At 72.7% G+C, this 18,389-nt stretch carries 18 protein-coding genes; 7 read left to right on the forward strand and 11 right to left on the reverse strand.

Translation table 11 applies throughout. The features are described from left to right. Position 1 precedes the first annotated feature (1 nt). Positions 2-322 carry a hypothetical protein gene (locus ACZ52J_RS25765; protein ID WP_465622106.1) on the reverse strand — a complete coding sequence of 107 codons (321 nt, stop codon included), beginning with the start codon at positions 320-322 and terminating at the stop codon, positions 2-4. A 484-nt stretch (positions 323-806) separates the two neighbouring features. Here ACZ52J_RS25765 and ACZ52J_RS25770 point away from each other — a divergent pair, with 484 nt between their 5' ends. Both ACZ52J_RS25770 and ACZ52J_RS25775 read left to right on the forward strand, forming a co-directional pair. Then, positions 807-1,526 carry a DUF4232 domain-containing protein gene (locus tag ACZ52J_RS25770; protein WP_465622108.1) on the forward strand — a complete coding sequence of 240 codons (720 nt, stop codon included), beginning with the start codon at positions 807-809 and terminating at the stop codon, positions 1,524-1,526. A gap of 110 nt (positions 1,527-1,636) precedes the next feature. Then, the gene (locus ACZ52J_RS25775) at positions 1,637-2,929 is read left to right on the forward strand and encodes a helix-turn-helix domain-containing protein (protein ID WP_465622110.1); all 1,293 of its coding nucleotides are present in this window, start codon (positions 1,637-1,639) and stop codon (positions 2,927-2,929) included. 122 nt (positions 2,930-3,051) lie between these two features. On the opposite strand, the gene ACZ52J_RS25780 is transcribed toward ACZ52J_RS25775, so the two are convergent. Further along, positions 3,052-3,873: a lipase family protein gene (locus tag ACZ52J_RS25780; protein ID WP_465622112.1), complete on the reverse strand. Its 822-nt coding sequence runs from the start codon at positions 3,871-3,873 to the stop codon at positions 3,052-3,054. A gap of 414 nt (positions 3,874-4,287) precedes the next feature. Between ACZ52J_RS25780 and ACZ52J_RS25785 the strand changes: the two genes are divergently transcribed. Beyond that, a complete protein-coding gene (locus tag ACZ52J_RS25785; protein WP_465622114.1) occupies positions 4,288-5,376 on the forward strand; it encodes a branched-chain amino acid aminotransferase in 1,089 nt (362 codons plus the stop codon). A 99-nt stretch (positions 5,377-5,475) separates the two neighbouring features. After that, on the forward strand, positions 5,476-6,213 hold the full coding sequence (locus ACZ52J_RS25790; RefSeq protein WP_465622116.1) for a TetR/AcrR family transcriptional regulator: 738 nt from the start codon (positions 5,476-5,478) through the stop codon (positions 6,211-6,213). Between the two features lie 129 nt (positions 6,214-6,342). Here ACZ52J_RS25790 and ACZ52J_RS25795 read toward each other — a convergent pair whose 3' ends face one another. From ACZ52J_RS25795 to ACZ52J_RS25810, 4 genes are all read right to left on the reverse strand, one after another. After that, positions 6,343-7,980 carry an amidohydrolase gene (locus ACZ52J_RS25795; protein ID WP_465622118.1) on the reverse strand — a complete coding sequence of 546 codons (1,638 nt, stop codon included), beginning with the start codon at positions 7,978-7,980 and terminating at the stop codon, positions 6,343-6,345. Between the two features lie 104 nt (positions 7,981-8,084). After that, positions 8,085-9,599 carry an APC family permease gene (locus tag ACZ52J_RS25800; protein ID WP_465622120.1) on the reverse strand — a complete coding sequence of 505 codons (1,515 nt, stop codon included), beginning with the start codon at positions 9,597-9,599 and terminating at the stop codon, positions 8,085-8,087. Positions 9,600-10,067: 468 nt separating this feature from the next. Then, positions 10,068-10,739, reverse strand: a complete 672-nt coding sequence (locus ACZ52J_RS25805) for a DedA family protein (protein WP_465622122.1) — start codon at positions 10,737-10,739, stop codon at positions 10,068-10,070. 79 nt (positions 10,740-10,818) lie between these two features. Beyond that, a complete protein-coding gene (locus ACZ52J_RS25810; protein ID WP_360509232.1) occupies positions 10,819-10,995 on the reverse strand; it encodes a hypothetical protein in 177 nt (58 codons plus the stop codon). 465 nt (positions 10,996-11,460) lie between these two features. On the opposite strand from ACZ52J_RS25810, the gene ACZ52J_RS25815 reads away from it, so the two are divergent. Both ACZ52J_RS25815 and ACZ52J_RS25820 read left to right on the forward strand, forming a co-directional pair. Further along, positions 11,461-12,708, forward strand: a complete 1,248-nt coding sequence (locus ACZ52J_RS25815; RefSeq protein WP_465622124.1) for a sensor histidine kinase — start codon at positions 11,461-11,463, stop codon at positions 12,706-12,708. Beyond that, the gene (locus ACZ52J_RS25820; protein WP_465622126.1) at positions 12,672-13,316 is read left to right on the forward strand and encodes a response regulator; all 645 of its coding nucleotides are present in this window, start codon (positions 12,672-12,674) and stop codon (positions 13,314-13,316) included. Before ACZ52J_RS25815 ends, ACZ52J_RS25820 begins: the two co-directional genes overlap by 37 nt. Positions 13,317-13,520: 204 nt before the next feature. Here the strand turns inward: ACZ52J_RS25820 and ACZ52J_RS25825 are convergent, their stop codons facing one another. The 3 genes from ACZ52J_RS25825 to ACZ52J_RS25835 are packed head-to-tail and all read right to left on the reverse strand — an operon-like array spanning position 13,521 to position 15,635. Next, entirely contained in the window at positions 13,521-14,156 is a 636-nt protein-coding gene (locus tag ACZ52J_RS25825; protein WP_360509227.1) for a class I SAM-dependent methyltransferase, read from the reverse strand. Positions 14,157-14,173: 17 nt separating this feature from the next. Continuing rightward, on the reverse strand, positions 14,174-15,400 hold the full coding sequence (locus ACZ52J_RS25830; RefSeq protein ID WP_465622128.1) for an ATP-grasp domain-containing protein: 1,227 nt from the start codon (positions 15,398-15,400) through the stop codon (positions 14,174-14,176). Between the two features lie 46 nt (positions 15,401-15,446). Beyond that, positions 15,447-15,635 carry a hypothetical protein gene (locus ACZ52J_RS25835; RefSeq protein ID WP_465622130.1) on the reverse strand — a complete coding sequence of 63 codons (189 nt, stop codon included), beginning with the start codon at positions 15,633-15,635 and terminating at the stop codon, positions 15,447-15,449. A 310-nt stretch (positions 15,636-15,945) separates the two neighbouring features. Here ACZ52J_RS25835 and ACZ52J_RS25840 point away from each other — a divergent pair, with 310 nt between their 5' ends. Next, positions 15,946-16,776 (forward strand): helix-turn-helix transcriptional regulator, encoded by an 831-nt coding sequence (locus ACZ52J_RS25840; protein WP_465622132.1) that lies wholly within the window; start codon positions 15,946-15,948, stop codon positions 16,774-16,776. An 88-nt stretch (positions 16,777-16,864) separates the two neighbouring features. Here ACZ52J_RS25840 and ACZ52J_RS25845 read toward each other — a convergent pair whose 3' ends face one another. Next, a complete protein-coding gene (locus tag ACZ52J_RS25845; protein ID WP_465622134.1) occupies positions 16,865-17,329 on the reverse strand; it encodes a hypothetical protein in 465 nt (154 codons plus the stop codon). A 27-nt stretch (positions 17,330-17,356) separates the two neighbouring features. After that, positions 17,357-18,349: an aminotransferase class I/II-fold pyridoxal phosphate-dependent enzyme gene (locus ACZ52J_RS25850; protein WP_465622135.1), complete on the reverse strand. Its 993-nt coding sequence runs from the start codon at positions 18,347-18,349 to the stop codon at positions 17,357-17,359. Between the last annotated feature and the right edge of the window lie 40 nt (positions 18,350-18,389).

Raw genomic sequence — 18,389 nt, forward strand, 5'->3', positions numbered from 1 at the left:
GTCACGCCCCCTGCTGCTGGTACTGCTGGCCGACACCGTGATCGGTGGTGCTGTAGTTCGCCGCGCTGGTGTGCACCTTGCCGCCGAGGTCGTTCAACGCGTCGACGTTCACCCCCAGCTCGTCCTGCCACGCCTGCCAGAACGCCTTCGCCGCGTCACCCGCGCCGTACTCCCCGAAGGTCCCGTCTCCGGACATGCCCAGTTTGCCCAGCGCGTCCTTCACCGAGCCCACGTCCGTACTCGCCGCTATCAGCTGGTCGCCCGCGTCCCCGAGCTTGTCCGGATGGGCACTGAACCCCACCCCGGCACCGCCGCCGCTCATGCGCTTCCCCCGATTCCCGGTCGCTCCCTCCGTGGAGCGGCGGTCAGCATATCGGCAGTTCTGCCGCCCGCCCCGGGCCCGAACACCGGCTTGGACAGGTGCCCGCACAACCCGCCCGATCTACCCGGAACGGTCACAGGATCAAGGGCATCCCTTGGTGCACCGTCAGGTCCCCATGCCCGCCCGGATCGTGCCCGGAGGACGACGGACAGGCCGAGGCGACGGGGCCCGGGCGAGCGGTACGGCAAGGCCCGGGAGAGCGCTACGGCAAGGTCCTGGAGGTCCCGGGGCGTTCCGGTGGGGCGTTCCAGGCGGGGGCGGATGTGCAGGTCAGAGGGGGTGGAACCGTTCCAGTGTCCCGGGGTGGCGGGGAAGGCTGGCGGTGGGACGGGCGGCGGGCCACAGTGTTGATCGGCGGCCCGGTGGCGATGGCCCCGCCGCCCGATCCTCTTCTCACACCCACCACTGTTACGGGGGAACCTCCATGTCCGTTCGCCGCGCCTTCTTCGTTCCGGCCGCCCTCGCCCTCGGCGCCGCGCTCACCCTGACCGCCTGCCAGTCCGGCGGCGGCGCGGGCGATGCGCAGCCGTCCGCCAAGCCCACCCAGGCGGCCGCGGGTGCGGCCACCATCGCGCCCGCCGCCGCACCGGCCGCGAACAGCACCCCGGCCCGCCCCAAGACCCCCGCCGCCACCTCCTCCCCGGGTGGCGGCGGTGAGGCGGGCGGCGGGGAGGCCTACGCCTACTCCCACCCCTGCGAGGCCAAGAAGCTGTCGGTCCGCGTGACCACCCGGGCCGAGGCGCCCGGCCAGCGGGTGATCGAGGTGCGCAACCAGGGCACGACGGCCTGCGGCCTGAGCTACTACCCGCTGCTGAGCCTCGGTGACTCGCACGCCGCGGACCACGGCAAGGACGTCAAGCCGCTGGTGCCCAGCGGGCTGGGCGGCGCCCCGGCCTACCCGGTGGCGGCCGGTCAGACGGCGTACGCGGTGCTCGACCTCAACCCCGGTGGTGCGGCCACCGGCACCGCGGCCGGCGTCGACGAGCTGAACGTCCTCGCCGACGGCGACCACATGGCCGCCGCGGACACCCTCGACTTCCCGCTCGGGAACGGCGCCAAGGTGGCCAAGCCGAAGCTGGGCCTGTACCGGAGCAGCGTCGCGGACGCCGCCGCGTCGACCGCCGCCGCCGACCGGCAGTCCTGACCAGGGCCGCTGTGCTCCCCTTCCTCCGGGCACTCACCCGGCGAGCCGGTACCGTGATCCGCGGATTCGACGGGATCCGGGGCCGGTCCGGGGTGAGAGGTGCGCAGAGCATGGGCGTGGAGACCGACGAGTTCGCGGCGACGCTGCGGGAGCTGAAGGAGCGCTCCGGCCGCAGCTACGGCGCGCTGGCGACCCGGCTGCACGTCAGCACCTCCACGCTGCACCGCTACTGCAACGGTGCCGCCGTCCCGGCCGAGTACGCACCGGTGGAACGCCTGGCCCGGGCCTGCGGGGCGCGCGACGAGGAACTGGTCGAGCTGCACCGCCGCTGGATTCTGGCCGACGCGGCCCGCCGCCGGGAGGCGGGCTCGGCGGGAGCAGCGGGAGCGACGCCGGCGCCGGAGCCGGCGCCGGAGCTCGCGCTGGACCCGGAGTCCACCCCCACAGCGGCTCCCACGCCGGCTCCCGCGCCGACCGAGGAGGTGGAACCCGTGCTCCCCGTGGCCCCGGCCGCCGAACCCCGGCGCCGTAACCGCACCCGCACCCGCGTGCTGCTGAGCGCGGTGGCCGTCGCCGCCGTGGCCGCCGTGGTCTCCGCCTTCCTCCTGCACGACGTCGGCGGCACGCCGGGCACCGGCACCACTCCGACGGGCGCCGCCGACGCCCCCGCCACCGCGGCTGCCACCACCGCCCCCACGGCTGCCGCCCCGCCCGCCGCCACACCCCCGTCCCCCACGGACGCCCCCACTCCGGTCCCCACCCCCGCCCCCGAGGACAACCCGCCCCCCTTCCACGTCAACGTCCTCACCGACAACTGGGGCAGCCCCTGCGGCCAGTGGTTCCTCTCCGCCCGCACGCCCGCCCAGGTGGCCCCGCCCCCGGACACCGCCGCGCGCACCGGGAGTTGGGCGGCCGCGCAGCATGCCGTCCCCGCCGGGCACCTGCGCCTGGAGCTGACCGCCCAGGGCGCGACCGCCACGCCCGTCGTCCTGCACACCGTGTACGTGCACATCGCCGGCACCCAGCCCGCCCCCAAGTGGAACGCCTACACCCCGGGCGCGGGCTGCGGCGGGAACCTCGTCCCGGCGTCCTTCGCGGTGGACCTCGACTCGCCCACGCCGCGTGCCGTCCCCGTCCCGGGCAAGGAGGGTGCGAAGAAGACCCCCGTGTCCGACTTCCCCTACCGGGTGTCGGACACCGACCCGCAGGTGATCGACGTGGACGCCACCACCCGCTCCCAGGACGTCAGCTGGTACCTGGAGCTGGAGTGGAGCAGCGGCGACCGCCAGGGCAAGGTCACCGTGAACGACAACGGCCGGCCCTTCCGTACGGTCGGCCTGCACGGCGCCCCGAGCTACTCCTACAACGGCAGATCCTGGGCACCGGCCCCCGCTGAGGGCTGAGCACCTCGGCGGGGGGCACGGCCGGCGGCGGGACGGGCAGCCCGCAAGGGGTGCTCGGCACCACCGACGAGGCCGGGCGGCCGGTGTCCGGTCGCCGGTGGCCGGTCGCCGGTGGCCGACGGTCAGCCGAGGTTCTTCTCCAGGGCCGCGAGGTAGTTGCGCATCAGGTGGTCGCGGATGCCCTCCCCGGTCGGCGCGAAGGCCGCTTCGCCCAGGCCCTTGGCCCTTCCCGTCAGCCCGGCGATCAGTCCGGTGCCTTCCTGGATGCGACCGGACGCGTCGAAGTGGCGCAGCGTCCGGACGTGGGTGAACGCCGGCTCCGGCGGCAGCTGCGGGACGATGTCGTTGTTGTTGACGAACCGGTGGGTCCGGCCGTCGAGGCCCTTGTCGTAGGCGTCCGCCAGCGCGCGGTCGCAGGTGCGCGGCTGCCCGAAGGTGACCACCCCGTCCGCGTGCAGGCGCGGCTCCTCCAGGTGGAGGCGGGCCGCGACCAGCATCGCCAGCGCGCCGCCGAGGCTGTGCCCGGTGAACCAGAGGCTCTGCCCGTTCGTCCGGAGCTCCGCGACGGCCTTGGTGACGTCGGGGAAGATCGACTCGAGGGCCTCGGCGAAGCCGTAGTGCACATGGCCGGTCCGGGCGGGGCCGGGCCAGGGCGGGGTGGTGGAGTCGGTGAGCCAGTCGCGCATTTCGCGCGGTTCGGTGCCGCGGAACGCGACGACGATCATCCGGTCGCTGCCCATGGTGTACGCCTGGGTGTCCTCCACCGGGAACGGCGGGGTGAACCGGGTCTGGTGGTGCCGCACATCGCCGAAGCCCCAGGCCCGGGCCTGCTCGTCGATGGCGGCGTCGTCCTGGTAGGCGAGTTCGGCCGCCTTGGCCAGGCAGTAGGCGTGCGGCAGGCTGTAGCCGGCCGCGCTGTGGTCGAAGGTGGTGGGTACGGCCATGGGTGGGGCGCTCCGATCACGGAGGGCGGGACGACGGCCGAAGCCACGGCCCGCGACGGGGGATTGCCCACCTACGTAACCGCCGTTCCCCCGGCCGCCCCCGCGACACCACGCGCCGCTCACTCGAACAGGCCCACTCCCGGCCCCGATTGCCCCGGCCGCGCCCGCCCGTGCGGGTCGGCCTCGCCAGGGGAACCCACGAGCACCCCCATGGCAGCCCGTTGACACCCCGTCGATGCCCCGTCGATGCCCCGTCGGTGCCCCGTCGGTGCCCCGTCGGTGCCCCCGCACGGTCACCGCGGAGACCCGGGCGGCCCGTATCCCGTCCGACTGACGGCCGTTAGCATGACGGGTGAGGCGCCGGTGGTCGGCGCCGGATCCGGCGGATTCCGCCTCGGCGCCGAGGAGTTGACGATGAGTCGCGCTTTCCCTCTGGTTCGGACGGCCGGCCCGGTACCGGAGGCGGAGCGACGCGCCGTCCTCGCCGCGCCGGGTTTCGGCAAGTTCTTCACCGACCACATGGCCACCGCGACCTGGACGCCGGGCGAGGGCTGGCACGACCGCCGGGTCGGGCCGCTGGCGCCGTTCTCGCTGCACCCGAGCGCGTCGGTGCTGCACTACGCGCAGGAGATCTTCGAGGGGCTGAAGGCCTACCGCCATGCCGACGGCGGCGTGCGGCTGTTCCGCCCCGAGTTCAACGCGCGCCGCTTCGCGCGCTCCGCCGAGCGGCTCGCGCTGCCCGTGCTGCCGGAGGAGGACTTCCTCGCGAGCGTCGAGGAGCTGGTCCGCGCGGACGAGGCGTGGGTGCCGGACTCCGGCGGCGAGGCGAGCCTCTACCTGCGGCCGTACATGTTCGCCTCGGAGGCGTTCCTCGGCGTCCGGCCCGCCGAGGAGGTCACCTACGCGGTCATCGCGAGCCCGGCCGGGCCGTACTTCGCCGGTGGCGTCACCGGCATCACGCTCTGGGTCAGCAGCCGGTACACCCGGGCCGGGCGGGGCGGCACCGGCGCGGCCAAGTGCGGCGGCAACTACGCCTCCAGCCTCGCCGCGCAGATCGAGGCGAAGCAGCACGGCTGCGACCAGGTGCTGTTCCTGGACGACACGGGCGGCGAGGGCGATCTGGAGGAGTCCGGCACGATGAACCTGTGCCTGGTCACCGCGGCCGGCGAGCTGGTCACTCCCGGGCTCGGCACCATCCTCGACGGTGTCACCCGGGACTCGATCCTGGCCCTGGCAGCCGAGTTCGGCCTGACCCCGGTCGAGCGCGCGATCACCTTCGCCGAGCTGCGCTCCGGCGCCGCCGACGGCACCGTCGCCGAGGTGTTCGCGGCCGGCACCGCGGCGGTGATCACCCCGATCATCGGGTTCAAGGGCGAGGGCTACGAGTTCGCCGTCGGCGGCGGCGCGCCCGGCAAGCACACCCTCGGCATCCGCGAGCACCTGCTGGACGTCCAGTACGGGCGCGCCGAGGACCGGCACGGCTGGCTGCGGCGGGTGGTCTGACCGGCGGGTCGTCCGACCGGCCACCGTCCCGGGCCCTTCGCTCCGTACGCCTCGCCTCGCCCCTTCTCTATGTCAACGGAGTTGACATAGCCTGCGGGCATGAACGACCGCGTAGTCCCCGAACCGCAGCGGAGACGTCGGCGCCCCACCAAGCAGGGCGTCGTCCTCTCCGACGAGCTGATCGTCGACACCGCCCTGCGGCTGATCGGGCAGCACGGCGCCGAGGCGCTCACCGTACGGCGGCTCGGGGCGGCGCTCGGCGCCGACCCGAGCGCCGTCTACCGCTACTTCCACAGCACCGACGACCTGCTGCTCGCCATCGCCGACGAGCTCATCGGCCGCGCCCAGCACGGCTGGCAGCCCACCGGCGACTGGCGGGCCGACCTGCGCGCCATCGGCCTGCGCATCCACGCCGCCTACCAGGCCCACCCGCAGGCCGCCCTGCTCGCCGCCCACCGCACCACCGGCCGCACCCACGAGACCGCCGCCGTCGAGGCCATGCTCGGCATCCTGCGCACCGCCGGCTTCCCGGACCTCGAGGCCGTCCGCATCTACCACGCCTTCGTCGACCAGAGCCTCGGCTTCGCCGCCCTGGACGCCGCCGCGCTCGCCCTCCCGGCCCCCGCCGCGACCGCGGACCTGGAGGTCTGGCAGGCCTCCTACGCCCGCCTCGACGCCGCCACCCACCCGCACATCGCCGCCACCGCCGGCCTGCTCACCACGGACATGCGCCGCAGCGGCTACCCGTACGCGCTGGACCTCCTCCTCGACGCCGCCGAGGCCCGCCTGCGGGCGGCGGGCAGCGGCCAGGACCGGGACCGGGACCGGGACCGCTGACGACGCCCCCGGCGGGCACGGCGCCGCCGGTGGCGCGCCCCCGTGCGCTCACCACCGGCGGCCGTCGCGCGCCCTGCGCCTCCCGAGAAGCCCCGAAGCCCGCCAGGCCCGCCAAGCCCGCGACCGGGATCACTCCGCCGCGTGCACCAACTCGCCGCCCACGTAGGTGCGTTCCACCCGGGCGTGGGCGATCTCCTCGGCCGGCCCGGTGAGGATGTCCCGGTCGAGGACGACCAGGTCGGCGAGCCGCCCGGCGGCCAGCACCCCCGCGTCGTCGTGCCCGTTCACGTACGCGGACCCGGCCGTGTACGCGGCGATCGCGGAGCCCAGGTCGAGCCGCTGCTCGGGCAGGAAGACCCGTCCGTCGGTGGCCTCCGGCTCCATCCGGTTGACCGCCACGTGCAGGCCCGCCAGCGGGTCCGGGCTGCTCACCGGCCAGTCGCTGCCCGCCGCCAGGGTGGCGCCCGCGCGCTGCAGGTCGCCGAACGAGTACTGCCAGGCGGCGCGCTCCGGGCCGAGGAAGGGGATGGTCAGCTCGTCCATCTGCGGCTCGTGGGCGGCCCAGAGCGGCTGGATGTTGGCGATCGCGCCCAGCCGCGCGAAGCGGGCGAGGTCCTCCGGGTGGACCACCTGGAGGTGGGCGAGGTGGTGCCGGGCGCCGCGCCACCCGTTGGCGGCGCGGGCGGCCTCGACGGCGTCCAGCGCCTCGCGGACGGCCCGGTCGCCGAGCGCGTGGAAGTGCACCTGGAAGCCGAGCGCGTCCAGCTCGGTGACGTACCCGCGCAACGCCTCCGGATCGACGAAGCTGAGGCCGGAGTTGGCGGTGGCGCAGCCGCAGCCGTCCAGGTACGGGCTGGTCATCGCGGCGGTGAAGTTCTCCGCGATGCCGTCCTGCATGATCTTCACCGAGCCGGCCCGGAACCGCCCGTGGCTCAACTCCTCGCGCCGTCGCACGAGTTCGGCGATCTGATCGGCTCCCCGGTCGCGCTGCCACCAGAGCGCGCCGGTCACCCGGGCGGTCAGCGCGCCGGAGCGCGCCGCGGCCAGGTAGGCGTCGGACGGGTCCGGCTGGCCGTTGAACTCGCCGAGTAGCGCGTCCTGCCAGCCCGTGATGCCGAGCGAGTGCAGCAGCCGCTGGGCGCGCAGCAGCCCGTCCAGCCGGTCGGCGGCGGTGGACGGCGGCACCAGCCGGGCGACCAGGGCGGTGGCGCCCTCCTGGAGCGTGCCACCCGGGGTACCGTCGGCCTCGCGCTCGATCCGCCCGTCGGCCGGATCGGGGGTGTCCCGGGTGAGGCCGGCGAGTTCCAGCGCCCGGGTGTTGACCCAGGCGCCATGGTGGTCCCGGTTGGTCAGGTACACCGGCCGGTCGGGGACGACGGAGTCGAGCAGCTGCCGGGTCGGCAGGCCGCCGTCGAAGCTCTCCATCGACCACCCGCTGCCGGTGATCCACTCCTGCCCGGGGTTCGCGTCCGCGTACGCCCGGATCCGCTCCAGGTAGTCGGCGACGCCGACCGTCCCGGTGAGGTCGCAGACGGCCAACTCGGCTCCGCCGAACACCGCGTGGATGTGCGCGTCCTGGAATCCGGGCAGCAGCAGCTTGCCGGTGAGGTCCACCACCTCGGTCTTCGGCCCGATCAGCTCCCGGACCTCGTCGTGCCCGACGGCGGCGATCCGCTCGCCGACGACCGCCAGGCTGGTCGCCCTCGTCCGGGCGGCGTCACCGGTGTGGACGGGTCCACGGGTGAAGACCAGATCGGCCTCGGTCATGGCTGGTGCTCCGTTCTTGCGTCTCGTGAACATCTCGTGGATCTCTTGCGCTACTTGGATCTTGCGTCGCGTGGAGCTCGTGTCCCGTGGATCTCTTGCGGTTCTTACGACTCGTTGGCAAGGGAGTTGACATCCCCCGTCGCGTTCGCCTGAAAGTACGGCGAACGCCGGCGCCAGCGGGCCCAGGCCGCCGCCGGCAGCCCGGTGACGACCATCAGCGTCACCACGGTCAGCTCGAACCACCCGTTGTCGGCGGACAGTTCGAAGTGGTCGGCGGAGTCGTAGAAGGTCCAGGCGAGGTAGCCACCGACGGCGAGCAGCGCCGCCGCGCCCAGCAGTGGGCCGACCACCGCGCGCAGTCCCTCCGCCAGGTCGGTGCGCAGCAGCCCGCGGAACCGGACGGCGGCGGCGATGGCGGTCAGCGCGTAGTAGAGCGCGACGATGATGCCGATCGCGTTGACGGCGGCCGAGATCAGGTCGTTGACGGTCGGGATGGCGATCGAGGCCAGGGCCAGGAGAACGGCGATACCGGTGATCAGCAGCGTGCCGACGGCGGGTGTGGCGTGCCGGGGGTGCAGCCGGGTCCAGACCGGGCCGAGCACCCGGTCGCGCCCCATCGCGTACATCCCGCGGGCGGTCGGGATCACCGAGGACTGCAGCGAGGCCATCGCGGAGAACGTCAGGGCGATCAACGGCAGTGCGGCGAGCGGCTGGTGGGCGAGCTTGGTGCCGAAGTAGGTCAGCCCGTGCGCGCCGTTGTCGGCCAACTCGTCGATCGGCAGCACCCGTTGGAAGGCCGTACCAGCGAGCAGGAACAGCAGCATCATCACCACCAGGGCGAGCAGGCCGGCCCGGGAGGCGTCGCGCGGGTCGCGCACCTCCTCGCCGACGCTGAACACCGACTCGAAGCCCCAGTAGCAGAACACGGCCAGCACCATGCCCTGCGCGACGGCGCCGAAGGAGGGGATGTCGAAGGGGTTGAACCACTGCAGCGAGAACGGCTGGTCACCCGCGAACAGCCCGTACCCGCAGAAGCCGAGCAGCACGGCGTACTCGAACACCAGCAGCGCCTTCTGCAGCCGGGCGGCCATCTCCAGCCCGCGCACCGCGACCAGCGCGGCGCCGACCAGGACCACCAGGCCGAGCAGGGTGCACTGGACGGTGGAGTCCGCGTCCAGCCGCAGGCCGGCGACACTGCGCACGTGCGCCAGGTCGAGGAGCTGGATGACCGACGAGCCGGTGACGGTCGTGGTGTACGCCATGAACACCACCGTGCCGACCGTGTTGACCCACCCGGTGAGGAACCCCAGCCAGGGGCTGAGGGTGCGCCCGACCCACCGGTAGCTGGAGCCGGCGTCCGGCTCCACCGCGTTCAACCGGCCGTACCCGCCGGCGATCGCGAGCACCGGCAGGAAGGCCAGCAGCATGATCGCCGGCAGGTGCAGGCCGACGACCCCGGCCATCAGGCCCAGGCCGATCCCGATACTGCTGGTGGCGGCCGTACTGGACGCGGCGATCGCCGCGCCGTCCAGCAAGCCGAGGGACTGCCGCATCACGACGCGGGAGCTGCCCGCATCCGTTCTCGGGCCGCCGCCCGTGTCCTTCACCGTCGATGCCAACGGATCACCGCCTAGGTCGTGGGGGGTGTGGGGGATGTGGGTGGGAGGCCGCGCGCACCGTAGGGGAGGCGTGCGCGGGAAGTGCGAGCCATGAAACCGGTGACCCACGCCACACGTCAATGCCGTTGTCATAAGAGCGCGGCCGCCGCGTTCCGCCTCAACCCCCGCCGCCTCACCACGGGTTCACGTGGAGCCGGAAACCACGTTCACGCAGGACGCCTACGTTCTTTCCGCCGCAGGTCATCGGAACCGCGTCAACGAAAGCCGTGCCAACGAAGCCGTGCCGACGAAGCCGCGTCAACGAGAGGGAACCCACAGTTGCTCCAGCGCAACCGCCGGTCCACCGCCCTCATCCTGAGCGCGGGGGCAGCCGGTCGACCACCTGCCCGAGCTCCCCGCAACCACGACGCGACCCCCACGTGCCCACCGCACGGCTCAACGCGGCAGAACGCCGAAGGGCCCCGGGCCTCAGCCGCGGTGCCGGGCGCTCGGGCGGCGGCGCATCCGCACCAGGAACCAGCGGCCGATGACGACGAGCGCCACCGCCACCACGCCCTTCGACACCCAGCCGCCGTACTCGTCCACCAGGTGCCAGTTGTCGCCCAGCCAGTAGCCCAACAGCACGAACACGGTGTTCCACACCAGGCTGCCGAGGACGGTCATGGCGGTGAAGGCCATCAGCGGCATCCGCTGGATCCCGGCCGGTACGGAGATGAGGCTGCGCACCACCGGCACCATGCGGGCGATCAGCACGGCCTTGCGGCCGTGCCGTTCGAACCACGCCTCGGCCCGGTCGATCTCGTGGGCATGGATGAGCGGGATGCGGGTGATGAGTGCGCGGGTCCGGTCGCGGCCCAGGAGGGCACCTGCGGCGTACACGATCCAGGAGCCGACGATCGAGCCGATCGTGGTCCAGACGATGACGGCCGGCAGACTCAGCTTGCCCTGTCCGGCGGCGAATCCGGCGACGGGCAGGATGATCTCGCTGGGAATGAACGGCAGGACGGTGTCCACCAGGTTGGTGAGACCGGCGCCCGGGGCGCCGAGGGTGCTCATGACGTCGACGGCCCATCCGGCGATGCCGCCTGCGGGTTCGGCGGAAGCGGTGGCGAGCGACGCGGAAGCCAACGTTGCGATCATGCGGTCCACGGTAGGAGCCGGGCGGGGGGCGCCACCATGCGGTCAACCGCCCGGTCCTGCTGCGGTTTTCCGTAACCCCTTACCCGGGCTCCTCCCGGCCGGGCGCATGGCGTACGCACACGGGCGCCGGGAATCCGAGCAGCCGCGCGGTGAGGCGGACCGGGTCCAGGGGGGCGTCGGCCAGGGCGGCGAGCAGGTCGGCGCGGTCGGACGCCAGGGCGCAGCCGTCGACGGTGGCGGTGAGGACCCGACGCACCCCCGTGACGGTGCCCTGGACGCGGACCTCGCCGTCGATCCTCGCGACCAGGTGGGCGCTGCCGGTGAGGGATCCGGCGAGTTCGTCGAGGTCGGCCGGGTGCCGTACGCGCCTGGCCCAGTCCTTGAGCTGACCGGTGGTCAGCGTGTGGGTCCCGGTGACCAGCCGCGCGCGGTGGTGCCGTGCCGGGCGTGGACGGCCGAGGTGACACCGGTGTTCCCGTCCGGGGCCTGTCCGATGACCCAGGGGCGTCCCGAGGCGTGGGTCAGGGTGAATCCGATGTGGCCGCTCAGTCGCCGGTCGCGGCCCTGGCCGGGTACCTCGTCGTCCGGCTGCGCAACCGCAACCGGTCGCAGCAGCAGGCCAGTTCATGACCGGGCCGCGCTTCCCGACCGCACGGTCGAAGCCGCCGCGCAGTCCTGGCGATCTTGCCCGGGCTGCGCGGCCGCACTAGGCTCGGGCCTCGTGCGAGGAGATTCAGCGGGCGCCGCATCCCACCCCCCGACGGGGTTTGCGGGTGGTCAGGGCACCGCTGAGGACGAGACCGCCACGCGGGCCCCGGCCTGGTCGCGCCGCAGCCTGGGCGTCCTGATCGGCTGTCTGACCGCCGTGCTCGGTGCGCTCTACCTCCTCGTGGTCGGCACCGTCCTCGGCCCCTTCCTGCTCTGGCCGCGCAGCCGGCCGAACGCCCTGGAGATCGTGATGGCCGGGGCGCGCCGGCTGACGGCCCTGGAACGCAACCGGCGCTCCGCCTTCTTCGACGACCGCTTCCCCGAGCACTACAAGGCGTCCGACCAGAAGCTCCTGCGCTACCTGGCGGTCCGCTGCTACGCGGGACTGCTCTGCGCGGTCGTCATCGGACTGCTGGGCTTCGGCGCCATGCTGGCCGGGCTGACGGTCAACGGGATGGCCCGGGGGACGCTCGGCTGGGACCAACTCCTCACCCAGGCACTGCTGGGCAGCGTCCTGCTCTTCCTCGACGTGCAGGGCCTGTACTCGCTGGCCGCCCTGGACACCCGGATCGCCCGCGAGTGCTTCGGCCCCTCCGAGCGGGAGCTGCTACAGCGCCGGATCGACGAACTCGCCACCAGCCGGGCCGCGGTGGTCCAGGCCGTGGACGCCGAGCGCCGGCGCATCGAACGCGATCTGCACGACGGCGTCCAGCAGCGTCTGGTGGCGCTGGCCATGCTGCTGGGCAGGGCCCGCCGGGGCCGCAACCCCGAGCAGGCGAGCGCGCTGCTGCTCCAGGCGCACGACGAGTCCCGGGACGTGCTGACCGAACTGCGCGAGGTGGCCTGGCGGGTCTATCCCTCGGCGCTGGACAGCCTCGGTCTCGAAGAGGCGCTGGGCGGGGTGGCCGAGCGGTGCGGCATCCCGCTGCGGACCCGGTTCGAGGTCGGCGCGGCGCTGCCCAAACCCGTGGAGACGGCCGCCTACTTCGTGGTGTCCGAGTCCGTGACCAACGCCGCCAAGCACTCCTCGGCCTCGGCCATCTCGGTGCGGGTGACGCTCGACGGCGCGCTGCTCACCGTCCGGGTCGAGGACAACGGCACGGGCTGCGCGGACCCGGCCGGCAGCGGCCTGACCGGGCTGCTCAGCCGGGTGGCCGCGCTGGACGGCGTCCTGCACATCGACAGCCCCCTGGGGGGACCGACCACCATCACCGCGGAGATTCCATGCGCGTCATCCTCGCCGAGGACTCGACCCTCCTGAGGGAGGGCCTGGTCCGGCTGCTCGTCGAAGAGGGCCACGAGGTCGTGGCGGCGCTCGGCGACGCGGTGACGGTCCTTCAGGAGGTCGAGGCGAAGAAGCCGGACGTCGTCGTCCTCGACATCCGGATGCCCCCGACCCATACCGACGAGGGACTGCGGGCCGCCGTGGAGATCCGCGAGCGCTGGCCGGAGGTGAGCGTGCTGGTGCTCTCGCAGCACATCGAGCGCACCTACGCGGCCAAGCTGCTGGCGTCCAACGCGGAGCGGGTCGGCTACCTGCTCAAGGACCGGGTGGCCCAGGTCGAGGAGTTCCTCGACGCGCTGGAGCGGATCCACGCGGGCGGGGCGGCGATCGACCCGGAGGTCGTCCGGCAGCTGGTCATCCGCACCACGCACGGCGATCCGCTGGCCCGGCTCACCCCGCGCGAGCGCACCGTGCTGGAGGCGCTGGCGCAGGGGCACACCAACACGGCCATCGCGCAGAAGCTGCACATCTCGCTGAGTTCGGTGGAGAAGAACCTGAACACCGTCTTCGACAAGCTGGCACTGAGCCACACCACCGGCTACAGCCGGCGGATCCTGGCGGTCCTGCGGTACCTGGAGTCGTAGCAAGCCCAGCGCGGCGACGGGCCGCCCCCGCCGGAGGAGCAAACAGGGCCTTTCACGGAATTCCCGCGGCGCCGGCCCGGGAACGGCCCGGGAACGGTGCCAGAGCGGCCCGGGAGCGGTGCGAGAGTGGCGCGGAGGGGACGGATCCGGACATGCCGGAAGTCCCGGTCGTCATGCCCGACCGGGACTTCTCGTGCGCGCTGGTCACGCCTTGGTGGCGTACCCGTGGATCCAGGTCAGGTCACGGTAGCCCGGACCGTAGCGCTCGAACTCGTTCGAGCGCTCGACGGCCGCCACCCGGAAGCCCGCCTGTCCGACCAGCCCGGTGACGCTCCGCACCGTCTGGTAGCGGTAGAAGCGGGCGCTGCCGCTGCTGAACTTCTCGACGATCTCCTCCTCGCCGTCCCCCTCCTTGAAGCTGACGAAGAGCGCCCCGCCGGGGGTGAGGACGCGGTGGAACTCGGCCAGCGCGGCGCTGACGTCCTCGTCCTTGAGGTGGAGCAGGGTCGCCTGGCACCAGACACCCGCGAAGCTCGCGTCCGGGAACGCGAGGTCGCGGGCGTCCATGCGCGCGAAGGTGAGCTGCGGGTGGAGCTCCTGCGCTCGTGCCACGAAGGCGCTCGTCAGGTCGACCCCTTCCGCGCGCAGGCCCCGCTCCGCCAGCAGCGCGGTGTCGCGCCCGAACGCGCAGCCGACGTCGAGGACGCGTCCGGCCGGGTCGGGGAGGAGCGCCGTGAAGGCGTCGAGTTCGGCGACGGGGACCATCCCCGCGGTCGCGTTCTCGTAGCGTTGCGGATCCCCGTCGTACGCGCGGATCGTGCCGCTGAGGTAGTCGTGCATTCCTCTGGTCCTCGTGATCAGTCGGCGGTGGGAGCGACCTGGACGCTGTCATGGAACCACGCGCTCAGGCCGGCGATCCGCTCGGCCACCTCGCGGGTGTCCGCGCCGCTGACGACGGCCTGTCCGGCACGGATGTGGCTGGCCGAGCTGAAGTCCGGCGCCACAGCGCCCGGGGTGACGTAGATGTCCGCCTCCACGACGCCCGGGCGGGCCAGGGTCTCGTCGAGGGTCGGGGCCGAGACCACCGTTCCTTGCGGGCAGCGCAGGTTGAGGCCGCCGTAGCTCTCCTCGGTCGGCGTCGGCTCGTCGACGATCCGCGACGGCAGGTCCAGCGCCGCCAGCGCCCACTCGTCGTGGAGGTTCACGCCGTACGTCAGCTCGACGACCCGGTCCGCACGACCGCCGCCGACCCGCGCCGCGCACTCCCCGAAGACCACCTCGGAGCCGTCCCAGAAGACCTCCAGGTGGAACACCCCGTCCTCGAACTGCAGCGCCTTGAACGCGGCTTCGGTCAACGACCGCGTCCTGGCGTGGAGTTCGGGTTCCTCCGACTCCGGCAGGGTGTGGTAGGCGACGATTCCGCCACCGTGGCACTCGATGAGGTTCTGGAAGTACCGGGAGAGGGAGAACAGCCGGAGCCGGCCTTCGCGGACGACACCGTCGACGAAGAACTCCCGGCCGGGGACGTACTCCTCCAGGAGCCAGGGTCCGTCGCTGCTCTGCCGCGACGCGTCGATCACCTGCCGGAGCTCCTCCGCGTCCCGGACGACCACCGTGTGCATGGCCCCTGCGGCGTTCAGCGGCTTGAGCACCTGGGGGTACTCGACCGTCGTGACGTCCAGTCGCTCGAGGCTCTCCACGAGGAGGTGCGCCGCCGTGCGCACGTCCGCCCGGCGCAGCAGGTCCTTCTGCACGAACTTGTCCCGCATGGCCAGCATCTGCCGGGAGCCGGAGCCGACGGCCCCGCCGAGCTCGGCCAGGGCCGCGGCCTGCACCAGGTAGAACTCGTTGGCGCTGCAGACCGCGCCGAAGTCCGACGGGCTGAGCGAGTTCCGAACCAGGCCGGCGAGAACGTCCTCGACGCTGCCCGGGTCCGGCACCACGATGGCGGCGGCCCCTGCCGCACGCACCGCCGGAGCGTCCTTCGCCGGTACGACACAGGTCACCTCGGCGCCCGCGCGCTGCAGCGCACCGATCGGCCGCGGGTCCCAGCCGAGGTGCAGGACCGGGTTCGGAACGGGCATGTCAGATCCTTTGCTTCTGTCCGGCTTCACGTCGGTTGACGCGACGTCAGTTGATTTGGGGAGCGGACGGTTCGACCGTGTTCCAGCCCACGTCGGCCACCAGCCGGGCGGATGCAGGGGGGGCGTCTTCACCGGTGGTGACGGCGGCGAAGCCGAGCGCCAGAAGTGCGCCCGCCGCGAGCAGAACAGCCCGCCTCGCAATAAGCCCGTTCGCAGCGAATACCGCTTGCGTCATGATGCCCCCTTACAGCTACACCGCACGGTCGATTTTGTCGAGGAGCGGTACGATTAACAGCGGGCAACATTGTTGCCGAGGTCTCGATTACGGCCAACCCTTGCCATGGTTCGAGATCTCGCACAGCAGAGACATGAGGGGTCCCCCAATGGAGCAGAACCCTACAAAACAGACACCCCATCCCCGATGTCGAACGGCGGGGACGGGCCAACCCCACACCCCGGGCTCAATCGACGCCGACTATTCCGGAACTCGCTACGATTTCGGGCAGATCGTCCCGAAGGCACTGGAATCCCCCATCGTAGGAGAGTTGAGCCATCTGCTCGACTCGCTACGGGAGACTGCGGTCCTCACCCTCGAGAAGACGGATCTGCTCAGTCGGGAACTGACTCGGGAGAATACTCGGAATTCCAGCCAGGACGGTCTTCCGACGCACTGGGGCGAGGAAATCTCAGGCCTGTCCAACATAGCATCGGCCATCAACTCGGAGGTGAATTCCGTACGAAGAGAAATGCTCACGGCCCAGCCGGACGGGCGCCGCCCCCCGGAGACGCTGAAAGAAGCCTTGGCGTCGGTGGAGAAACCCATTCGAGCCGGCGTCAAAATGCGGACGCTCTACCAGCACACCGCCCGGTTCGACGAAGCCACCAAGGAATACGTCAGAGCGGTCTCCGACCTCGGCGTCGAGGTCCGGACCCTGGGCGAGTTCTTCGACCGGCTGCTGATCTTCGATGGTCGCGTGGCCTTCGTCCCGTCCTCACCCAACCGCAGTCGCGCACTGAGGATCACCCATCCCGCGCTGGTCGCCTTCCTGGTCGACAGCTTCGACCGGGCCTGGGACCGGGCTTCCGGCTATCCATTCGTGCCCAACCATTCGGCCCAGGCGGCGTTGGAGGTTCTCCCGGACCTCCGGTCCTCGATCAAAAGGCTTCTGGTGCGCGGCTACTCGGATGCCGCAATCGCGCGCCGACTCGGCATCAGCTCCCGCTCACTCCAGGCACACATCCAGCGGATCAAACAGGACCTCGGCGCGGCCAACCGGCTGCAACTGGGATACATCCTCGCCCGCGAGGACTACACGACAAGTGACCTGTCCCCGGACGGCGTGACCGACCAGACCTGGACCGCTCCGCCGGAGTAGGCGCCCGTACCGGAACCGGACGGTGGCGCGGACCCGTGCCCGGCCGGCTGTCGACACACGAGGGGTCGACAGCCGGCCGCCGGGGACGTCAATCGAGGAAGCCGCTCCGGTCGTACAGCACCCGGCGGGCGCCGGAACAGCAACCGGCCCGCTTGGTGCCCAGGAGGTACTCCACGCCGCCCGCGCCGGGGAACCTGCCGGCCAGATCGAATCCGACCCGGTCGAGCAGCGGCTCGACCGTCGCGTCCTGACGGATTCCCACGAACAGCACGCCGTGCGGGACGAGCCGGTCGTGGAAGCCCCGCAGCAACTCCTCGGTGCCGGTGCCGACCGAGCCCAGTGGCGCTCCGTCGCACCAGATGCCGGGAACCACGGCAGGACAGGCGCTCTCGCCGCCCTTCCCGAGCGTCCCGTCACCATGGACCTCGAAGACCGCCACCGACTCGTCGGCGAGCCGGGAGTACAGCCCCTCGCCGGCCGCGTCGCACCCGGGAGCCCGGCCCCCGGCGTACCGCGGGAGCAGCCCGATGAACTGGTCAGCGAATGATTCCATACGTACGCCTCCGTGGATGTTGGTCGGCTAGAGCCCGTCCGGACAGGGCCGCAGGCACGGGCCGGCCCTGTCGACCAGCCGGGCGATCCGTTCGGCCGCGTCGCGCGCCTGCGCGACCGCGACACCGGAGAAGGCCAGTCGCACCGAGGCCGTCGGCATGGCGAACGCAGCACCGGGTGATGCGGACACGCCCGCCTCGGCGAGCAGGGCGAGCAGTTCGCCCTCGGTGCGCGCTCCCGGGTGCCGCCCCGACGCGGCCTCCGGCGTCGGGCACTCCAGGGCCAGCGAGAGGCCGTCACCGTGGAACTCCCAGCCGAGCAGCCCGGCCGTCGCCGTCTCGAAGGCCCGGCGTGCGTCGACCGTCGGCTCGATGCACGCGGAGCGCAGGTCCGCGACCACGCGCCGGTTCAGGAAGCCCGCCCAGGCCCGCTGCCACACCGTGCCCGGTGCGCACGCGCGCAAGGAGGCCTCCGGCGGTTCGGCCGCCGGCATGACCGCCCAACCCAGCCGGCTCCCACCGCCGCACAGCTTCGCCAGGGAGGTCACGGTCCAGATCCCCTCGGGGACCGGCCCGGGTTCCACGAACCAGCGGTAGACCTGGTTCAGCACCACCTGATGGCCCGCTCCCGCGAGCGCCGCGAGGGCGTCGAGCTGCCGCTCGTCGAGCGATCTGCCGTCCGGGTTCCGCGCGGGGGTCGTCAGCCACACGGTGGCCGGCTCCGTCAGCTCCCCGACGATCTCCGGCAGCCGCCGCCACGGCGCACGCCGGACGGGTCCGGCCGCGGCCAGGATCTCCGGGATCTCGGAGAAGCTCGGCTGCTCCACCACCGCCGTCCCGGTGCGCCCGCTCCAGGCGGTGGCGAAGGAGCGCACCCCGCCCGTGACCAGGGTCCGGCCCTCCGGGGCGTCGAAGAGCTCGCCGAGCCGGTCGAGCAGGGCGCGGTCCCCGAAGGCCGACGGCGTGTTCCAGCGGTCCGCCGCGGCCAGGGCGTCGGCCACGGACTCGCCGAAGCGGGTCACGAGTGCCTCCGGCCACGGCCGCGGCGGACCGGTGAGATCG

The organism is Kitasatospora sp. NPDC034035 (genome assembly GCF_055575755.1).